The sequence below is a fragment of the Kosakonia radicincitans DSM 16656 genome (assembly GCF_000280495.2).
In the GTDB taxonomy this organism is placed as follows: Bacteria; Pseudomonadota; Gammaproteobacteria; order Enterobacterales; family Enterobacteriaceae; genus Kosakonia; species Kosakonia radicincitans.
Genome location: NZ_CP018016.1, coordinates 2608811 through 2628251, shown reverse-complemented (window position 1 = coordinate 2628251; position 19441 = coordinate 2608811). Strand labels below are relative to the sequence as shown.

Sequence of the window (19441 nt, the reverse complement as noted above, 5' to 3'; positions counted from 1 at the left end):
GTTCATTTATGTTTACAATGGTGCTTCGTTTTGTGACAAAGAAAGTAATTTAACCTTCATTCATAACAATACCCCTATAAAAATTATCCATTTGGTTCGGACGGTTACCGTTTGCCGTTCCGCACACGAATGGGTTTCAGGAGAAAAACATGGCACCTGGTAATACGCCACGCGGGATGGTAAGCGTCCTGAAGTGGTTACTGGCCGTACTGATGATGGTTATCGGTCTGGCGATTGGCATTCTCGGTTATAAACTTGTCGCCGTCGGCGGCAGTCCCTACTTCCTCATCATGGGCATCGTGATGGTGGTGGCGGCAGGTTTGATTATCAAAAACCGCCCCAGCGGTATTATGCTCTACGCACTGGCATTTATCGTTTCTCTTTTCTGGGCAGTCAGCGACGCTGGCTGGTCATTCTGGCCGCTGTTCTCGCGCCTGTTTACTTTCGGCGTGCTGGCCTTGCTGGCTGCACTGCTGTGGCCGCTGCTGCGTGCGCAACAACGTGCGACGCCGCTGCGTAAATCCTCATTCAGCCTGGCAGGCGTACTGGCGGTGCTGCTGCTGGTTAGCGCAGGCGGCATGTTCAAAACATGGAATGTGATCGCGCCAACGGAAGCAGTTCCGGTGAAACCTGTTGCCGCCGGGACGGCGCAGCAGGACTGGAAACACTGGGGCAACACCACCCACGGCGATCGCTTCGCCGCGCTGGATCAGATTAACAAGCAAAACGTTAACCAGTTGAAAGTCGCCTGGGTCGCACACACGGGAGATATCCCGCAGAGCAACGGTTCTGGCGCGGAAGATCAGAATACGCCGCTACAAATTGGCGACACGCTATATGTCTGTACGCCGTACAGTAAAGTGCTGGCGCTGGATGTGGATTCAGGCAAAGAGAAATGGCGCTACGATTCGAAAGCTACTGCGCCAAACTGGCAACGCTGCCGCGGCCTGGGCTATTACGAAGACAGCCAGGCGCAGGCTGCGGCACAGAGCACCTCGCCTGCTGCCTGCCCGCGTCGTCTGTTCCTGCCCACCACCGATGCACGCCTGATTGCGATTAATGCCGATAACGGCAAAGTCTGTGATGACTTCGGCGACCACGGTGTGGTCGATCTGGGCGTTGGCATGGGCGAAATCAAACCGGGTTACTACCAGCAAACCTCGACGCCACTGGTCGCCGGGAATGTGGTGGTGGTCGGCGGTCGCGTGGCGGATAACTTCTCCACAGGCGAACCGCCGGGCGTTGTTCGTGCGTACGACGTTCACAGCGGTAAACTGGCGTGGGCGTGGGATCCGGGCAACCCGGCGATCACCGGACTGCCGCCGGAAGGCCAGACTTATACACGCGGTACGCCGAACGTCTGGTCTGCGATGTCGTATGACGCCAAACTGAACCTGATCTATCTGCCAACCGGCAACGCCACCCCGGATTTCTGGGCCGGTGAACGTACCGCGCTGGACGATAAATACAGCTCTTCAGTGGTTGCTGTAGATGCCACCACAGGAAAAGTGCGCTGGCACTATCAGACCACACACCACGATTTGTGGGACTTCGACCTGCCTTCACAACCCGCGCTGTTCGACCTGCCGGATGGCAAAGGCCACACCACGCCGGTACTGGTGCAGACCAGTAAACAGGGCATGATCTTTATGCTCAACCGTGAAACCGGCGAGCCGGTGGCGAAAGTGGAAGAGCGTCCGGTTCCGGCGGGCAACGTGCAGGGCGAGCGTTATTCACCGACGCAGCCTTACTCGGTGGGCATGCCGATGATTGGCAACCAGACGCTGAAAGAGTCTGATATGTGGGGTGCGACGCCGATCGACCTGCTGTTGTGCCGTATCGCCTTTAAATCGATGCGCCACCAGGGTGTCTTTACCCCGCCGGGTCTCGATCGTTCCCTGCAATTCCCTGGCTCACTGGGCGGAATGAACTGGGGCAGCGTGTCGCTCGACCCGAACCATAACCTGATGTTTGTTAACGATATGCGTCTGGGGCTGGCGAACTATATGGTGCCGCGTGCGAACGTCGCGAAAAACGCCAGCGGTATTGAGATGGGGATTGTGCCGATGGACGGTACGCCGTTTGGCGCGATGCGCGAGCGCTTCCTCTCGCCGCTGGGTATTCCGTGCCAGCAGCCGCCTTTCGGCACAATGTCTGCAGTCGATCTCTCCACCGGGAAACTGGTGTGGCAGGTTCCGGTCGGTACCGTAGAGGATACCGGCCCACTGGGTATCCGCATGCATATGCCAATTCCAATCGGTATGCCGACGCTGGGCGCGTCACTTTCCACCCAGTCCGGCCTGCTGTTCTTTGCCGGTACTCAGGATTTCTACCTGCGCGCGTTTGATACCGCCACCGGGAAAGAGATCTGGAAAGACCGCCTGCCGGTGGGTAGCCAGTCCGGCCCGATGACCTATGTGTCGCCGAAAACCGGTAAGCAATACATCATTATCAATGCGGGCGGTGCACGTCAGTCACCGGATCGCGGTGACTACGTGATTGCTTATGCGCTTCCCGATAAGCAATAAGTTGTGATGGTGATAAAAAAGCCTGCTGATGCGGGCTTTTTTTTCGTCCGCGGCCCCCGAAAGCAGGGCGAGTTTCAGCCAACCTGCAACCAATCTTAAACAAACATTTCACTCGCCAGACACAGATTGCCGCCGCTGATAAACTACATAGTATCCACCCTGGAGAGCGGAAGGTTATTGTCATGCAATATGAAGAACAGCAGCTTATCAACGGCCTTTTCGAACGTCTGAAACAGACCGGACAACAAAACAGTCAACGGGATGCAGATGCCGAGCGTCAGATCGCGGAATTCGTCAGACAGCAGCCTGCAGCCCCCTACTATATGGCGCAATCGATTTTGATTCAGGAAGCGGCGCTGAAACGCCTGCAAGCGCGGGTTCAGGAGCTTGAAAGCGAATTAGCCGCGCAAAAAAGCAAACCCTCGACGGGCGGCAGCTTCCTCGGCGGCCTGTTTGGCGGCGGGAAAAGCAACCCGCAGTCGGCCAATAGCTGGAATGCCCAGCCGCAACAACCACCGGCACAGGATTATTCACGGGCGGCAGCACCGGCTTCGGCCCCGGCTCCCCGCAGCGGCGGTTTTATGGCTGGCGCGCTGCAAACTGCCGCTGGCGTGGCCGGTGGCGTCGTGCTGGCCGAGATGCTGACCAGTATGTTCCATCAATCGCGGCCGGAAGAGATCGTGAATATCATCGAAGAACCGGCAACACCCGCCGGTGGTGATCCGTTTACCGCCAATCAATACGGCGACTTTAATAACGTCTCTGACACCCGCTTCCTCAACCAGGACGATCAGTTCGGCAATAATAACGACGCCTGGCAGAACGATGATTTTGATGACAACGACTACAGCAATGATGACGACAGCTTTATATAACGACGTTAGCGCTGGATAGAAAAAGAGGCCTTACGGCCTCTTTTCTTTTGCGGATTATCAGAAGGTTTCCCAGTTATCGCCGTTTGCCAGCGCAGGGCGCTGCGGTTTAAACGGTTTTGCCGTTGGCGAAGATGTGCTGTTCTGGCGCTGCGGCGCAGCACCGGTCAGGCGGAAAGCGCCTACCGCTTCGGTCAGACGCGCGGCCTGCTCTTCCAGCGAAGCGGCTGCGGCGGACGCTTCTTCTACCAGCGAGGCGTTTTGTTGCGTTACGTTGTCCATTTCCGTGATCGCCTGGCTCACCTGGGTGATACCTTTGCTCTGCTCATCGGATGCCGCTGCAATTTCCAGCATGATATCGGTTACGCGTTTCACCGCCGTCACGATCTCATCCATCGTTTCGCCAGCAGAAACCACTTCACCGGAACCTTGCTCAATCAGGCTGACGGATTCACTGATCAGCGCTTCAATCTCTTTTGCCGCCTGCGCACTGCGGCTCGCCAGCGTACGCACTTCGCTGGCCACCACGGCAAAGCCGCGGCCCTGTTCACCGGCACGCGCCGCTTCTACGGCGGCGTTGAGCGCCAGGATATTGGTCTGGAAGGCAATGCTGTTGATCACCGCAGTAATTTCAGAGATTTTGCGTGAACTGGTGGTGATGTTGCCCATCGTCTGCACCACGCCGGAGACAATTTGCCCGCCTTTGGTCGCTTTGCCGGAGGCGTCACGCGCCAGACCACTGGCATGGTGTGCGTTGTCAGCGTTCTGTTTCACCGTCGCGGTCAGTTGTTCCATGCTGGCAGCCGTTTCTTCAATTGCCGCCGCCTGTTGCTCGGTACGCGAAGAGAGATCGGTATTACCGGCGGAGATTTCACTGGTTCCTCTATAGATCTCTTCCGCGCCCTGGCGAACCGTAGCGACGGTGGTAACCAGCGAATGCTGCATCGCCTGCAAATCACTGCTCAGACGGCCAATCTCACTGCGGCCAGTCGGTTCATCCTCAACGGTCAAATCACCGGAGGCAATGCGCGCGATACGCTGCGCCGCACGTTGCAGCGGGTTGATCACCACGCGGCGCAGTACGATGAAGGTGATGACTGTCAACACCAGTGCAAAGGCGAAGGCAGCGGCCATAAAAGTAAGCCCTAATTGCGTACGGCTGTGCGCCAGCTCTGTCAGATGTTCTGCGCGATCGGTGCGGATCTTAATCGCTTTCAGCAGCACGGTGTTATACGCGGCATCAAGCTGGCGCGCCTGTTCGCTTTCATGGTTGATGATGGCTTCAAACATGCCGTTTTTCGCGTATTTCAGCATCGGCTGCATGCCTGCGATGTAGGCATTAAACAGGCGAGTCAGATCGTCATCCAGCGCAACGTCCTCAGGCGTTTTAACTTCGCGCGCCATATAGACCTTGAAACCATCCTGCGATTGTTGAATACGTTTTTCCGCTTGCGCGACGTTATTTTTCATGTCGTCCATTTCGGCGATACGGCTTGCCGCGCCGGCATGGATCAGATTAAGACGAGCTGTACGTAAGTTGTTAGAACTGTTAGATAATCCCATGCGAACCTGGATTTCCTGCGTCACATCACGCTGATCGCGATCCGCTTGCATCATAAAATATCCTGCCAGGCCGGAGCTGAGCGCAAACAGCACCAGAATACCGCTGAGAATGGAGGAAAACAGGGGAACCAATCGAATATTGTGCATAAATCCAATGCTTTGCATTGCTGCTTTGTTATCCATGGCTATCGACTCTCATATTTGTCTAATGCATTCATCACGATGATATATATGCATCGGCAATAATTGGATTTTTCTTATGGAGAAAATCGTAACAGCGGTCACAGATTTGGACATTGGTAGCGCCAGCGGTTACACCGCTGGCGTGAAGCAGGATTAATTATCGCCGAAATGGATAACGGTACGGATAGATTTACCTTCGTGCATCAGATCAAACGCGTCGTTGATCTGCTCCAGCGGCATGCGATGGGTGATGAACGGATCGAGGCGAATTTTGCCCGCCATCGCATCTTCCACCATGCCCGGCAACTGGCTGCGGCCTTTCACGCCGCCAAACGCGGAACCGCGCCATACGCGACCGGTCACCAGTTGGAACGGACGGGTGCTGATCTCCTGGCCCGCGCCCGCGACACCGATGATCACGCTTTCGCCCCAGCCTTTATGGCAGCACTCAAGCGCAGAACGCATAACGTTGACGTTACCGATACATTCAAAGCTGAAATCAACGCCGCCGTCGGTCATCTCAACAATCACATCCTGAATCGGACGGTCGTGATCTTTCGGGTTGATAAAGTCGGTTGCACCCATCTCTTTCGCCAGCGCGAATTTATCCGGGTTGGTATCGATAGCCAGAATCCGCCCGGCTTTCGCCTGAACCGCGCCCTGAATCGCCGCCAGACCGATACCGCCGAGACCGAAGATCGCCACGGTATCGCCCTCTTTCACTTTCGCCGTGTTGTGCACCGCGCCGATACCGGTGGTAACACCGCAGCCGAGCAGACAAACTTTATCCAGCGGCGCCTGCTCGTTCACTTTTGCCAGCGAGATTTCCGCGCAGACGGTGTATTCGCTGAAGGTGCTGGTACCCATATAGTGGAAAATCGGCTCGCCGTTGTAAGAGAAACGGGTGGTACCATCCGGCATCAGACCTTTCCCCTGCGTGGCGCGTACGGCCTGGCAGAGGTTGGTTTTACCGGATTTACAGAACTTACATTCACCACATTCTGCGGTGTACAGCGGAATAACGTGGTCGCCCGGTTTCAGGCTGGTCACGCCTTCGCCGACTTCAACCACAATCCCGCCGCCTTCATGGCCGAGCACCGCCGGGAATACCCCTTCCGGATCGTCACCGGAGAGCGTAAACGCGTCGGTATGACACACCCCGGTATGCGTGATACGGACCAGCACTTCGCCCTTTTTCGGCGGCGCAACGTCGATTTCGACGATTTTAAGAGGTTGACCCGGCCCGAAGGCAACGGCTGCACGTGATTTCATATGTCTCTTCCTTTTTGTGAATACCTTGATGCTTATTTTAGATAAGAGCGCAAAAGATGACCGACTTCTGCCATGCGAACCGCACGCTGCTCCGCAGTGGTGTCGCCGTTGACCAGCTCATCTTTCAGGTGAATTTCAACCATTTCGCCCATCAGGCCGTTGGCCGCGCCGCGCACAGCGGCAATTTGCTGCAAAATGGCGATGCAGGGTTCGCCGCTTTCCAGCGCACGTTCCAGCGCATCGACCTGACCACGGATGCGGCGCACTCGCGTCAAAACGCGTTTCTTGTCTTCTGGTGAATGGGGCATGTGACCTCCTGCATACTATAGGGGGGTATGGTACATAAGAACATCATCCGCAGTAAACGGTAAGTTTTGTACGGGTACAGGAAGGCCGCCGGGAAAGTATAAAAATGGATGTGGGGATCGATTAGCAACCCGGTATATAACTTAATAAATATACTAAAACGACCTTTTCAAATATATTATATAAAGCCCAATACTGTTCGTTATTTGTTATCTTTTCGTGAGTTTTAATTAACCACGCAACAATATCAGAATGTAATTAATTCTCGCTGCTTGAATAACTCGCAAGACAACAATCAAAACCCACTCAACTTTGTTTTGTATCAAGATCCATTGTAAAGCTTATTAAATATATCCCAGCTTTAGCTATTTAAATTAAATATATTAATTGGGTTAGGTTCTCACTTACTTATTTGTTAAGATTTTTCTTATTCAGGAGATTAAATTAGCCGCAAGGAGCAGCTATGCGCTGGAATATTACGGAAATGCTGGTATCACCAACGACCAAAACCGCTTTCGCCCTGGCCCGCAACACACCAGAGCTGGCGGTCATTGTCTGGTATAAAGGTAATTATTTTTTACGCCCTGATAACATATTACATACGTACAAGGAACACCTCACCGTTAATGGAAAAACATGTGACTTTAACATTATTCATACCTTGCCCTTTTTTCCCGCCGTCTGGCAAACACTAAAAAAAGGCTGTCACTGTCCGGGCAATGAGGATATTTCGTTAAGAACGTGTGAACATCAAAAAACCTGTGAATTCGATCTTTGCCCCTACGGTATAAAAATGATCAAGTGATTATTTATTAATTTAATTATTACCCTGCAATCGAATAATGTTGATGGGGCGCGAACTGCTACGCCCATCATATTCAACCACGCATATATAAAAACCCCGGTGGAAGATCTCACCGGGGCGACATTCAACGTTTCAGCGGCAACCCGGCCGTTTCCCGGGCGCGCAGCACAGTAAGGAAGGTAATCAGCGCAGCGGCCATTACGTAAAAAGCTGGTGAGAATTTATCGCCGGTGCTGGTGATCAGCCACGCCGAAAACCACGGGGTGATCCCGCCGAAAAACGCGACCGCAAAGTTATAAGCAATAGACAAGCCGCCGTAGCGCACGCTGGTCGGGAACAGTTCCGCCATCGCCGCCGTACAGGCACCGTCGAAGGCGGCAATAAATGCGCCGAGCATCACCATCGCCAGCACCGCCGACAGCACGTCCCCGTTCGCCATCACCATCATTGCCGGATAACTGAGCAGGATAAACCCGGCGCAGCCCGTCAGCATCAACGGCTTGCGACCATATTTATCCGACAGATAGCCCATAAACGGCACCAGAACCGCGACGGAAAAGAGCCCGATAGTCGTGATGGCATAGGCATTGAGTTTGGAAAAATGCAGCTCGGTCGCCAGATAACTCGGCATGAACGTTTGCAGCGTCCAGTGCCCGACGGCCTTGATCACCACAAAACCCACGCAGAACAGCAACGCGCCCCAGGCGGTGGTCACCGCTTTGCGCAGCGGCGCACTGGATGTCTGACCGCTCTTCATGGCGGCAATAAATTCCGGCGAATCTTCCAGATGTTTTCGCAGATACAGCCCCACCCAGCCCAGCGGCCCGGCGATCAGGAATGGGATACGCCAGCCCCAGTCGTTCATTGTGCTTTCGCCAAGTGTTGCGGTCAGCAGAAAAACCAGCCCGGAACCAACCACGAACGCCATAAAGCCAAAGTTATCGATCCAGCAGGTAAAATAACCACGGCGTTCTGTCGGGGCGTATTCCGCCAGGTAAGTTGTGGCCCCGGAGCTTTCGCCCCCGGCGGCAAAGCCCTGCACCAGGCGCGTGATCACCAGCAGCACTGTGGCGGTGATCCCCACCTGGTGATAAGTGGGCAACAAACCCATCACGAATGTCGCCCCGGAAGTCAGCAGGATCACAGTCGCCAGTACTTTCTGCCGCCCTTTGCGATCGCCCAGCGAGCCGAAGAATAATCCGCCCAGCGGGCGCATAATAAAGCCCGCGCCAAATACCGCGAATGATGAGAGCAACGCAACGCTCGGATTGCCGGACTGGAAAAATTGCAGCCCGATAATCGCGGCCAGCGTGCCGTACAAGCCGAAATCAAACCATTCCACAAAATGGCCGATCCCGGTGGCGAGTAGCACTTTGCGTAATTTACGCGATCCGGCCACCTGCTCCTGCTCGGTCGCGCGATCGAAAGAGTCCTGTACAGGCTGTGTCATATCCCCTCCACTTATCAAAGTGTTTCTATAATAGATATACTATCTACACGGCTTGTACGAATTCAGCACAGCACAGATGGCGTAAAATGTGATTTCCGCCCTGCTTTTCTCGGCGAAAAACCAGGCAGGATCACATTTTACGCCATAAAAAAGCCCCGCATCGCGGGGCGAAATACATTGTTTTAACCCGATAAGTTTAGCACTATCGGGCAGATAACTATTAGTTGCGTTTTTTCGGCATCATCCGCAACAGCGTATTGTCTTTATAGTAGTAATGATGCGCCAGCGCCGCCACGGCATGCAGGCCAATAACAAAATAGCCCAGATTAGCCAGAAATTCGTGGTACTCCTTCAGCGTATCCACCAGATCAAAGTTAGCCTCTGACGCATACGGCATCACCATGCCGAACGCGATCCACGGCCCGCCCCGGTTGTACATCATTAGCAGGCCAATAACAGGCAGAACGATAAACAGCAGATAAATGACCAGATGGCCCAGATGCGCCAGCCCGGTCATCATTGGCGAGGGTTTGGGCACAATCGGCGGCGTCGGGTTTTTTAGCCGTGCCAGCAAACGAGCGACCATGAGAACAAGAATAGAAATACCGCAGGAGACATGCACCATGTTAAACCACGGGCGGTAGCTGCGTGGCGCAAATCCGCGAAACTCCATGGCGCAATAAGCGGTTACGATTAGCAGAAACACCAACCAGTGAAGGGTGATTTGCACGGAAGAATATTTACTGCGCATAAGGCGATCCTGAAAAAATAACAGAACGCCAACATAGCCGTATTTCCTTAAAAATTCATTAACTTTTCCTCTTCAACATTCAGTCACTTACCCTTCATTGAACGCGATTCATTTGCCCAACAATCCCCACCAGGCTATCACTGAGGTGTGCAATAACGTGATCATGACCTAAAAAGCGGAGTGAATTATGAGCAAAATTGGCATCAATGGATTCGGGCGTATTGGACGTCTGGTACTGCGTCGTCTGCTGGAAACCAACAGCAGCGCGGAAGTTGTCGCAATTAACGATCTCACCTCACCCAAAGTGCTGGCCTATTTATTGAAGCATGATTCTAACTACGGTCCATTTGGCTGGAGCGTGGATTTCACCGAAGATTCGCTGATCGTCAACGGTAAAAGCATCACTGTTTATGCCGAGAAAGAGGCGAAACATATCCCGTGGCGCAGCGCCGGTGCCGAGATCATTGTGGAATGTACTGGCTTCTATACGTCGGCTGAAAAATCACAGGCGCATCTGGAAGCCGGTGCGAAAAAAGTGCTCATCTCCGCGCCCGCCGGTGAGATGAAAACCGTGGTCTTTAACGTCAATGATGAAACCATCAATGCTGAGGACACCATTATTTCGGTCGCCTCCTGCACCACCAACTGCCTCGCGCCGATGGCCAAAGCGCTACAGGACAACTTCGGCATCAAAGCTGGCACCATGACCACCATTCACGCCTATACCGGCACGCAGGCGCTGGTCGATGGGCCACGCGGCAAAGATCTGCGGGCCTCGCGTGCGGCAGCGGAAAACATCATCCCGCACACCACTGGTGCAGCAAAAGCGATCGGTCTGGTGATCCCGGCGCTGAGCGGCAAACTGAAAGGCCACGCGCAGCGCGTTCCGGTGAAAACCGGCTCGGTAACCGAGCTGGTATCGGTTCTGGAGAAGAAAGTCACCGTCGATGAGATCCACCAGGCGCTGAAAAAAGCCACTGAAAATAATGAATCCTTCGGCTATACCGATGAAGAGATTGTTTCGTCCGATGTTATTGGCAGCCACTTTGGTTCGGTGTTCGATGCCACGCAGACAGAAATCACCGAAGTGGGCGATCTGCAACTGGTGAAAACCGTCTCCTGGTACGATAACGAGTACGGTTTTGTCACCCAGCTCGTGCGCGTACTGGAAAAATACCGCGCGCTTTAACGTTCACATAGGCCGGATGAGGCAACGTCTACCCGGCCTGCGCTAATTGCAGGCCGGATAAGCGCAAGCGCCATCAGGCGAGGCGAGACATGAGAAATATCAGCCCGGAAGATTTATTGACGTTGATGAATGTCGCAGTGCAGCACGCCAGTACGTTTCCCGTCTGGCCGCAGGGAGAAGCGCCAGGCGCCGCCGCCAGCCCGGTGCGTTTTCAACTCGAAACGTTTCACACCGGCCCAACCCCCTTTGACCGCTCAGTCACCGGCGTTCGCGCCCCGGAAATCACCGTTTACGCCCCGCAAAACCCCAACGGCGTTGGGATCCTTATCACGCCTGGCGGTTCTTACCGTCGGGTGGTTCTGGATAAAGAAGGCAGCGCGCTGGCTCCCTGTTTCAATGCCAAAGACTACACCCTGTTTGTGATGACCTACCGGCTTCCGGCAGATCAGCATGCAGAAGGCGCGGATGCGCCGCTGGCGGATATACAGCGCGCCATGCGCACGATCCGCGCCCGCGCCGGGGAGTGGCGGCTGGATCCCGCAAAGCTCGGCGTGATGGGCTTTTCCGCTGGCGGCCATGTCGCGGCCAGCCTCGGCACACGCTATGACGAAGTGGTTTACCCGTCGTCTGACGACATCGACCGCCAGAGCGCGCGCCCGGCGTTTATGGCGCTGGTTTACCCGGTTATCACCATGCAAGCTGAAATCGATCACCCGATTTCCCGCCAGCAACTGCTTGGCGAGTCACCGACTGACGAACAGGTACGTCATTATTCCCCCGAACAGAATGTTAACAGCGAAACACCGCCGGTTTTCCTGCTGCATGCGGTGGACGATCCAGCGGTGAAAGTGGAGAACAGCCTGGTGATGTTTACCGCGCTGCGCCGTCTTGGCGTACCGGTAGAGATGCATCTGTTTGAGCAGGGGAAACACGGTTTTGGTATTCGTGATGCGCTGGGGTTGCCGGCCGCCGTCTGGCCGGAGCTGATGATGGCATGGATAGCGACCAAAGTGTAAACGCGCCCCCGCGCCTGGCGGGGGCGATACATTATCAGGATTGCAGATACACCATCTGGGTTTGCAGATATTCGTTCAGGCCGTGACGCCCATCCGCCCCGCCGATCCCGGACTTGCGCCATCCGGCGTGGAAACCCTGCATTGCTTCAAAGTTTTCACGGTTAATATACGTTTCGCCAAATTTCAGCCCGCGCACGGCCTTCATCGCCGCATTCAGATCGTTGGTATAGACGGAAGATGTCAGGCCGTAATCGCTGTCATTGGCCATCGCCAGCGCGTCATCGAGCGTGTCGAATGCCACCACCGGCAGCACCGGGCCAAAGGTCTCTTCGTGCATGATCGCCATTTCCTGACGGACATCCAGCAGCAGCGTTGGCGGATAGAAATAGCCTTTCCCTTCCGGCGCTTTACCACCCAGCACCACGCGCGCGCCTTCCGCCACTGCGCGCGCCACTTTCTGTTCCACACGTTCCAGTGCGGCGGCGTTGATGAGCGGCCCCATGGCAATGTCGTTACGCTGCGCCGGATCGCCGAACTGCACCGCTTTCATCGCTTCACCAAGACGGTTAACGAAACGGTCGTAAATGCCCTTCTGCACATAAACCCGCTCGGCGCAGTTGCACACCTGCCCGCTGTTGATGATGCGGGAATCAACAATCGCTTTCACCGCCAGCTCAAGATCCGCATCATCCAGCACAATGGCTGGCGCTTTCCCGCCGAGTTCGAGGCACACTTTGGTGATATTTTTCGCTGCCGCAGCCATGATTTTCTCGCCTGCGCCAACGCTGCCAGTCATGCTGACCATCGCCACTTTCGGGTTGGCTGCCAGCTCCTGGCCGACCGTTTCGCCACGCCCTAATACCAGGTTAAAAACCCCTTTTGGCAATCCGACATCATGCACGATTTTGGCAAACGCGACGGCATTGTTCGGCGTGAATTCGCTGGGTTTAATCACAATGGTGTTGCCGGTAATCAGCGCTGGCGCCATTTTGCGGGCAATCAGGAAGAACGGGAAATTCCACGGCAAAATGCCGGTGGTCACGCCAAGGGCGCGCTTAAAGACAAAGATATTTTCATTCGGCCGGTCGCTTTGCAGGATCTCTCCTTCATAGCGGCGCGCCCATTCGGCCATATAGTCGATGTAGTCGGCGGTAAAAGAGACTTCCACTTCAGCCAGTTGCTGAATTTTGCCGCCCTCAGCCACAATTAATGCGCTGATTTCATGCGCTTTCTCGCGAATGCCCGCGGCGATTTTGCGTAACCAGCCTGCGCGTTCTATTGCTGGCAAGGCTTCCCAGGCGGGCTGGGCGCGTTCCGCCGCCGCAATCGCTTTACGCGCATCTTCCGCTGTGCCATCAGGAATGCGCGCCAGAATCTCTTCCGTCGCCGGATTGACGACATCGAGCCAGTTGTCGCCCTGCCAGCTGATGAATTGACCATCGATAAACATCGGGTGTTGCACGGGTGCTGTCATGACCTGCTCCTGTAATGACATTGTTTTTAACAAGTAAACTCATTGTTAAAAATCTATCCCCATGCGAGGTATTGCTCAGGCACAGCATCGGCTTTTGTGAGTGGATTCATAAAAAACCCAGCAAGTTCGCAACAAATAAATTACAACAGAGGGAGGATAATGCCCGTTTGCTGCAGCTTTAGCGCAAACGGGCATTTTTCACAGTGAACGACTGGCGAGCGCGGCGGCAAGGGTCTCATCGGCAATCAGCACCTGCCAGGCCGCTTCCACGGCGGGTGGAAAATCAACGTGAACAAGGAAATCACGCCCTTTCGGCCCGTAGCCCGTGGCGTCATCACGCAGGCGGGGAACTTCGCCCATCATTAGTGACAGATAGCGATCCACGGGCCACAGCCCCTCCTGCTGCGGCTGGAAGGCCAGCCCTGCCGCCGTATTGCATAAACGCGGCGTAAAACCCGGCCAGCTTAGCCAGTGCGGCGCGTCGGCACACTGCTGGCTGACGCGGGCAAAGGTGGCGACGGTGCGGCGCTGCATGGTTGGGTCCTGCACCACCATTGCCGTTTTCGCTTTTATCCCCTGCGAAAGCAGCAAATCAACGCTGAAACGCGCATTTTCGCCGCAGTTTCTTGATTTATCTTCAACCAACAACTGTGAATCAGCAAGGTTCCAGAAGTGGCGCCCGATATCCGCCATGATCGCCGCCTCACTGCGCCCGGTCGTTCGCAGCACGTTATAACGGGGATGGCGCGCAACGGCGGCATACAGAAACGTTGTGGAGTGCCCCACCCCCCCCGTCACCAGTAGCGGCGTGTTCTGCGCCGCTGCCAGCGCGCACGCCGCATCGATGGTCGGCATCACCGCATTACCTGCGAGGATCACCACATCCGCGCGTACCGGCGTGGGTTTACCGGCAAAATCATTTTGTGCCAGCCATGCACCCAGCGTATTCGCCGCTGCCAGCGTGGTTTCCGATAAGGCGGGAAATGTTGTTATCTGCATCAAAACCTCCTTTGCTACACCCGTCAGAGACTAACGCCTCTGTGTGTCCTGAACAGGGGATCACTCCGAATCCCGTTCGGGTAAGTTTCTGTCGCTATTTTGGATAACCGGAAGCCGCCCCAAATAGCCAGATTGAACGCGAAACGGTAGCCGCAGGAGAAAAGCCCGCGCTTCCTGATTTCTCAGCGCTCAGACAATCTTTTCTCAAAGCAAACGGCTTCCGCCCGCCCTGCATAGCGACCGTAGTTTTCGCGGATCTGATAACCATTGCGTAAATAGAACGCCACAGCCCGCTGGTTGATTTTACGCGTCTCCAGCCACAGCGTTTTAAAGCCATGCGCCAGCGCATACCTTTCCAGCGCCTGCAGGAGTTGTGCGCCCACACCGCGCGTTTCAGGCCGCGCGTACATACGTTTGATTTCACCGATTTCTGCCGACACTTCACGCAGCGCACCGCAGCCAACGGCAATATCGTTGTTGCATGCCAGCAGAAAAATATCCCGTTCACCCCATGTGCTGGCATCAAAGGATGCCCTGCCGCTGCTGCCGGTGATTTGTTGCAACGTAGCGGAAAGCTCATCCTGCAATTGCAGGCAGGCTTTATCGTACGGTGAGGTGGGTAAAATAGTGATTGCACTCATTTGTGACAGTGTCACCTTTATATCGGTTGTTTTTATCACTTAAGCGGATCGCCGTGCGAAGGTAATCTATATTTTTCTTATACACTTGCATCAGCTTTATTGACACAAGTAATATCATTAGCCCCCTAACTATTCAGTGAGTGAAAAGCTTTTCCGGGATAACTGCGAACTTCGCTGCCTGCAGCTACGCTCTCCCATAAACGACAAAACGCAGGGAAACCTGCTTCGCGAGGTTAAGAAGTAATGCGTTTGCCGAAAAGCGATCCGTACACTCCGCGCGAATGGGCCGCTCACGAAAAGCCCATGTTGCTGGGTTCTCCCTCAACGCCTTATCACAGTACGCCGCGCCGTATTGCCTACGGTATTGTTGGCCTGCTGGTCTGTCTGACCGGCGCGCTCGGCAATGCCATGGTGACGGCCAACCTGCAAAACCTTCAGGGCACGTTCGCGGCCTGGTCAACGGAAATCGCCTGGCTGCCTGCGGTGTACGTGATGACCAATATCTCTATCAACCTGCTGCTGGTAAAGTTCCGCCAGCAGTATGGGCTGCGCGCCTTCACGGAAGGGTTTCTGGTGCTGTATGTGCTGGTGACCTTTTTTCACCTGTTTATTAACGATCTCAGTTCGGCAATGTTCGTCCGTGCCGCGCACGGCATGGTCGCCGCCGCACTCAGTTCGCTCGGCATTTACTACCAGATCCAGGCGTGGCCGGCGAAGCATCGTCTGAAGGCATTAACCATTGGTATTACGGGTTCGTCGCTGGCGATCCCGATGGCCCGCCTCTTCTCCAGCGAATTGCTGCAACTCAATGAGTGGCGCGGCCTTTACCTGTTTGAACTGGGGCTGGCGCTTATCTCCCTGGGCTGCGTGATCGCCCTGAAATTGCCGCCAGGGGATCGTAAAAAGGTGTTCGAAAAGAAGGATTTCATCACCTTCTTTCTGTTGGCGCCTGGCATGGCGCTGCTGTGCGCGGTGTTATCGCTGGGCCGTCTTGACTGGTGGTTCGAAGCACCGTGGATCGGCTGGGCACTGGCGGCTGCGGTAGTGCTGATCGTGTCTGCGATTGCCTTTGAGCATAACCGCAGCAACCCGCTGCTCAATACTCGCTGGCTCTCCAGCGGCAGTATTGTGCGTTTGGGGCTGATTATGCTGTTGATCCGCATCGTGCTGGCAGAGCAGAACACCGGCGTTTTCGGCTGGCTGCAATACGTGGGATTGCAGAATGAGCAGATGACAAAACTGGCGTGGTCGATTCTGGCGGGGATTGTCTGCGGCATTGTCGCCAGTTGCCTGACCATTAAGCCTCAGCGGCTGGCGTGGCCAGTTGTCTTCTCGCTGGTGTTAATGATTATCGCTTCGCTAATGGACAGCCACTCCACCAGTCTTACGCGGCCTAATCAGCTCATCATCAGCCAGTTTTTACTCGGTTTTGCCAGCGCTTTTTTTATTGCGCCAGCGATGCTCGCTGGCATTGGCGGCGTGATAGCTGAGCCGCGAAATCTGGTCAGCTTTTCGGTGCTGTTCGGCATGAGCCAGAACATTGGTGGCCTGCTGGGTTCGGCAATCCTCGGTACGTTCCAGACATGGCGTGAGAAATACCACTCCAGCCTGCTGGCCGACCAGCTCACCACCCTTAATCCGCTGGTGAATGACCGGTTGCAGCTTTACAGCCAGATGTACCAGAGCATGCTCGGCGACAGTTCGCTGCTGAGCACCCAGGCCGTGACGCAACTGCAAACGGTCTCCACGCTGGAAGCCAACATTCTGGCCTACAACGATACCTATCTGCTGACGGCCAGTATCGCCGCCGCCACGCTGATCTGGATTTTATGGCGCTTGTTGCGCCTAAACATTACCGCACGCCTCGCCTTAAAGCGGGCGACTGGGACCAAATAATAATGTTACTGGAGTGTTTATGAGCCAGCAGGATGCCGCCAAAGAGCGCGCCAGCACCCGCAATAATGTTCGCATCGTTTCCCTCTTCACCGCCGCTGCCATTGGCCTCGTCGGTGTACTGGTGATCCTCTATGCGTGGCAATTGCCGCCGTTCACTCGCCATACTGAATTTACCGATAACGCCTATGTGCGCGGGCAAACCACCTTTATCAGCCCGCAGGTCAATGGGTATATCACCGAGGTGCCGGTACAGGATTTTGTCTGGGTGAAGAAAGGCGATCTGATTATGCAGATCGACGATCGTATTTATCACCAGCGGGTGGATCAGGCAAAAGCGACGCTGGCGATGAAAAAAGCCGCGTTGGCCAATAATCTTCAGCAACGTAAAAGCGCAGAAGCCGTGATTGAACGCAACAAAGCGGCGCTGGCCAGCGCCAAAGCGCAGGATCTGAAATCGCAGGCGGATTTAAAACGCGTCAAAGCGTTGACCGCCGACGGTTCGCTGTCGATTCGCGAGCGCGATGCCGCCCTTGCGACGGCGGCGCAAAACACCGCCAGCATTGCGCAGGCTGAAGCGACGCTGGAGATGTCGCGCCAGGATCTGCAAACCACGATCGTCAACCGCGCGTCGCTGCAAGCGGATGTGGAAAACGCCGAGGCAGCGCTGGAACTGGCGCAAATCGACCTGCAAAACACCCGCATTGTCGCTCCGCGCGACGGGCAACTGGGGCAGATCAGCGTGCGGCTTGGCGCGTATGTGACTGCCGGTACGCACCTTACCTCGCTGGTTCCATCGCAGCGCTGGGTGATCGCCAATCTGAAAGAGACGCAACTGGCGGATGTCGTTGTCGGCCAACCGGTACGTTTTACCGTGGATGCGCTCGATGGCCGCAGTTATCACGGACGTGTCGAGAGCCTCTCGCCAGCAACGGGCGTTGAGTTCAGCGCCATCAGCCCGGATAACGCTACCGGTAATTTTGTTAAAATCGCCCAGCGTATTCCGGTGCGCATTCAGGTTGAGGGTAACGATGATGACATTGCCCGCCTGCGTCCGGGAATGTCGGTACAGGTGTACATTGATACCGGGGAGCCGCAGAAATGAGGTGTCACCCGCTCTTTCTTGCCCTCGCCTTTACGCTGGCGGGCTGCCAGTCTGCTGATGTGCAACAGGCCCAACCGACGCTGCAAATCCCGGCCGCCTGGCGCAGCGCCAGCGGCCCGTTCGGTAAAACGGATAGCGTCTGGTGGCGCAGTTTTCATGACAGCCAGCTTAACCGCTATGTTGATCAGGCGCTGCGCTATAACAGCGACGTGCTGATTGCCCGCGAACGGGTCAATGAGTACCAGGCACAGGTTTATGCCGCTAACAGCGCGCTGTTCCCGGAACTTGATGCCGGGCTTTCCGGCACGCGCGCACGTTCGCAATCGGCAGCGACCGGTTTGCCGATTCACAGTACCCTCTATAAAGGCAGCCTGACGGCCAGCTACGATGTCGATATCTGGGGTGCGAACCGCAGCGCGGCGCGCGCGGCGGATGCCTCGCTGGAGGCACAAAAAGCGGCGGCCGCTGCCGCTGATTTGACCGTCGCCACCAATGTGGCTTCCGGTTATCTCACCCTGTTGTCGCTGGATGAACAGTTACGCGTCACGCAAGAAACACTCAAAGCCCGGCAAGAAGCGTGGGATCTTGCCCGTCGCCAGTATGAGACTGGCTATACTTCTCAACTGGAGTTGATGCAGGCGGATTCCGAACTGCGCGCCACCCGTGCACAGGTGCCGGTGCTACAGCACCAGATAAACCAGCAGGAAAATGCTCTGAGTCTGTTGCTCGGCAGCAACCCTGGCGCGGTCAGCCGCAACACTTTTGCGCAACTGACGCCGCTGAAGTTGCCGTCGCAATTACCCTCTTCGCTGTTAAACCGGCGTCCGGATATTGTACAGGCACAGCGCCAGCTCGTCGCGGCGGATGCCTCACTGGCATCAAAGCAGGCGCAACTGCTGCCGTCGCTCAATCTGACGGCGACTGGCAGTATGCAGGACAGAACCCTGCCGGGCCTGCTCAATAATCCATTACGTTTGTGGAGCCTTGGCGGCAGTATTCTCGCCCCGCTGCTTAACCGCCAGGCGCTGAACGCGCAGGTGGATGTCTCCATGTCGCAGCGGAATCAGGCGCTGTACAACTACGAGAAAACCGTGCGTAACGCCTTTAAAGAGGTGAATGACAGTCTCGACGCCATCACCCGCCTTGGCGAGCAACTGAGCGAACTTGAGGGGCAACAGCAGGTCGCGCAGGAGACGCTGCGCATTGCGCAAAACCGTTACAACAATGGGTATTCCGCCTATCTGGATGTGCTGGATGCCCAGCGCACCTTATATTCTGCACAACTAAGTGCGGTACAGGTGAAAAACAACCTGCTGCTGGCGCAGGTGGATCTCTACCGGGCACTGGGAGGTGGCTGGTCCGGAATTGAGTGAATTTTGATAATCAGGAGTGAT

General features: G+C 55.4%; 16 protein-coding genes. 8 read left to right on the top strand and 8 right to left on the bottom strand.

Going from position 1 to position 19441, the window contains the following annotated elements; translation table 11 throughout:
* Positions 1-149: 149 nt before the first annotated feature.
* Positions 150-2528: a membrane-bound PQQ-dependent dehydrogenase, glucose/quinate/shikimate family gene (locus tag Y71_RS12735; RefSeq protein ID WP_007372011.1), complete on the top strand. Its 2379-nt coding sequence runs from the start codon at positions 150-152 to the stop codon at positions 2526-2528.
* A 182-nt stretch (positions 2529-2710) separates the two neighbouring features.
* A complete protein-coding gene (locus Y71_RS12730; RefSeq protein ID WP_007372010.1) occupies positions 2711-3403 on the top strand; it encodes a DUF2076 domain-containing protein in 693 nt (230 codons plus the stop codon).
* A gap of 57 nt (positions 3404-3460) precedes the next feature.
* On the opposite strand, the gene Y71_RS12725 is transcribed toward Y71_RS12730, so the two are convergent.
* The 3 genes from Y71_RS12725 to Y71_RS12715 all read right to left on the bottom strand — a co-directional run bounded on the left by Y71_RS12725 (position 3461) and on the right by Y71_RS12715 (position 6726).
* Positions 3461-5146 carry a methyl-accepting chemotaxis protein gene (locus Y71_RS12725; RefSeq protein WP_007372009.1) on the bottom strand — a complete coding sequence of 562 codons (1686 nt, stop codon included), beginning with the start codon at positions 5144-5146 and terminating at the stop codon, positions 3461-3463.
* Between the two features lie 153 nt (positions 5147-5299).
* Positions 5300-6418 (bottom strand): S-(hydroxymethyl)glutathione dehydrogenase/class III alcohol dehydrogenase, encoded by a 1119-nt coding sequence (locus Y71_RS12720; RefSeq protein WP_007372008.1) that lies wholly within the window; start codon positions 6416-6418, stop codon positions 5300-5302.
* A gap of 32 nt (positions 6419-6450) precedes the next feature.
* A complete protein-coding gene (locus Y71_RS12715; protein WP_007372007.1) occupies positions 6451-6726 on the bottom strand; it encodes a metal/formaldehyde-sensitive transcriptional repressor in 276 nt (91 codons plus the stop codon).
* Between the two features lie 461 nt (positions 6727-7187).
* Between Y71_RS12715 and Y71_RS12710 the strand changes: the two genes are divergently transcribed.
* On the top strand, positions 7188-7529 hold the full coding sequence (locus Y71_RS12710) for a hypothetical protein (protein ID WP_007372006.1): 342 nt from the start codon (positions 7188-7190) through the stop codon (positions 7527-7529).
* 124 nt (positions 7530-7653) lie between these two features.
* Here Y71_RS12710 and Y71_RS12705 read toward each other — a convergent pair whose 3' ends face one another.
* Positions 7654-8979, bottom strand: a complete 1326-nt coding sequence (locus Y71_RS12705; RefSeq protein WP_007372005.1) for an MFS transporter — start codon at positions 8977-8979, stop codon at positions 7654-7656.
* Between the two features lie 220 nt (positions 8980-9199).
* Positions 9200-9730: a cytochrome b561 gene (gene cybB / locus Y71_RS12700; protein WP_007372004.1), complete on the bottom strand. Its 531-nt coding sequence runs from the start codon at positions 9728-9730 to the stop codon at positions 9200-9202.
* A 187-nt stretch (positions 9731-9917) separates the two neighbouring features.
* Between cybB and gap the strand changes: the two genes are divergently transcribed.
* Positions 9918-10919 carry a type I glyceraldehyde-3-phosphate dehydrogenase gene (gap, locus tag Y71_RS12695; RefSeq protein ID WP_007372003.1) on the top strand — a complete coding sequence of 334 codons (1002 nt, stop codon included), beginning with the start codon at positions 9918-9920 and terminating at the stop codon, positions 10917-10919.
* 89 nt (positions 10920-11008) lie between these two features.
* Positions 11009-11935, top strand: a complete 927-nt coding sequence (locus Y71_RS12690; protein ID WP_007372002.1) for an alpha/beta hydrolase — start codon at positions 11009-11011, stop codon at positions 11933-11935.
* A 34-nt stretch (positions 11936-11969) separates the two neighbouring features.
* On the opposite strand, the gene aldA is transcribed toward Y71_RS12690, so the two are convergent.
* The 3 genes from aldA to Y71_RS12675 form a co-directional block, all read right to left on the bottom strand.
* Positions 11970-13409: an aldehyde dehydrogenase gene (gene aldA, locus Y71_RS12685; protein ID WP_007372001.1), complete on the bottom strand. Its 1440-nt coding sequence runs from the start codon at positions 13407-13409 to the stop codon at positions 11970-11972.
* A 198-nt stretch (positions 13410-13607) separates the two neighbouring features.
* Positions 13608-14408, bottom strand: coding sequence for a YdcF family protein (locus Y71_RS12680; protein ID WP_007372000.1), 801 nt, complete (start codon positions 14406-14408; stop codon positions 13608-13610).
* A gap of 182 nt (positions 14409-14590) precedes the next feature.
* Positions 14591-15049 carry a GNAT family N-acetyltransferase gene (locus Y71_RS12675; RefSeq protein ID WP_007371999.1) on the bottom strand — a complete coding sequence of 153 codons (459 nt, stop codon included), beginning with the start codon at positions 15047-15049 and terminating at the stop codon, positions 14591-14593.
* A 243-nt stretch (positions 15050-15292) separates the two neighbouring features.
* Between Y71_RS12675 and Y71_RS12670 the strand changes: the two genes are divergently transcribed.
* The 3 genes from Y71_RS12670 to Y71_RS12660 are packed head-to-tail and all read left to right on the top strand — an operon-like array spanning position 15293 to position 19420.
* Positions 15293-16945 carry an MFS transporter gene (locus Y71_RS12670; protein WP_007371998.1) on the top strand — a complete coding sequence of 551 codons (1653 nt, stop codon included), beginning with the start codon at positions 15293-15295 and terminating at the stop codon, positions 16943-16945.
* Positions 16946-16964: 19 nt separating this feature from the next.
* Complete coding sequence (locus Y71_RS12665; protein WP_007371997.1) at positions 16965-18047, top strand: HlyD family secretion protein; 1083 nt, start codon at positions 16965-16967, stop codon at positions 18045-18047.
* Positions 18044-19420 (top strand): efflux transporter outer membrane subunit, encoded by a 1377-nt coding sequence (locus Y71_RS12660; protein ID WP_007371996.1) that lies wholly within the window; start codon positions 18044-18046, stop codon positions 19418-19420. The genes Y71_RS12665 and Y71_RS12660 overlap by 4 nt, the downstream gene beginning before the upstream one ends.
* Positions 19421-19441 lie beyond the last annotated feature (21 nt).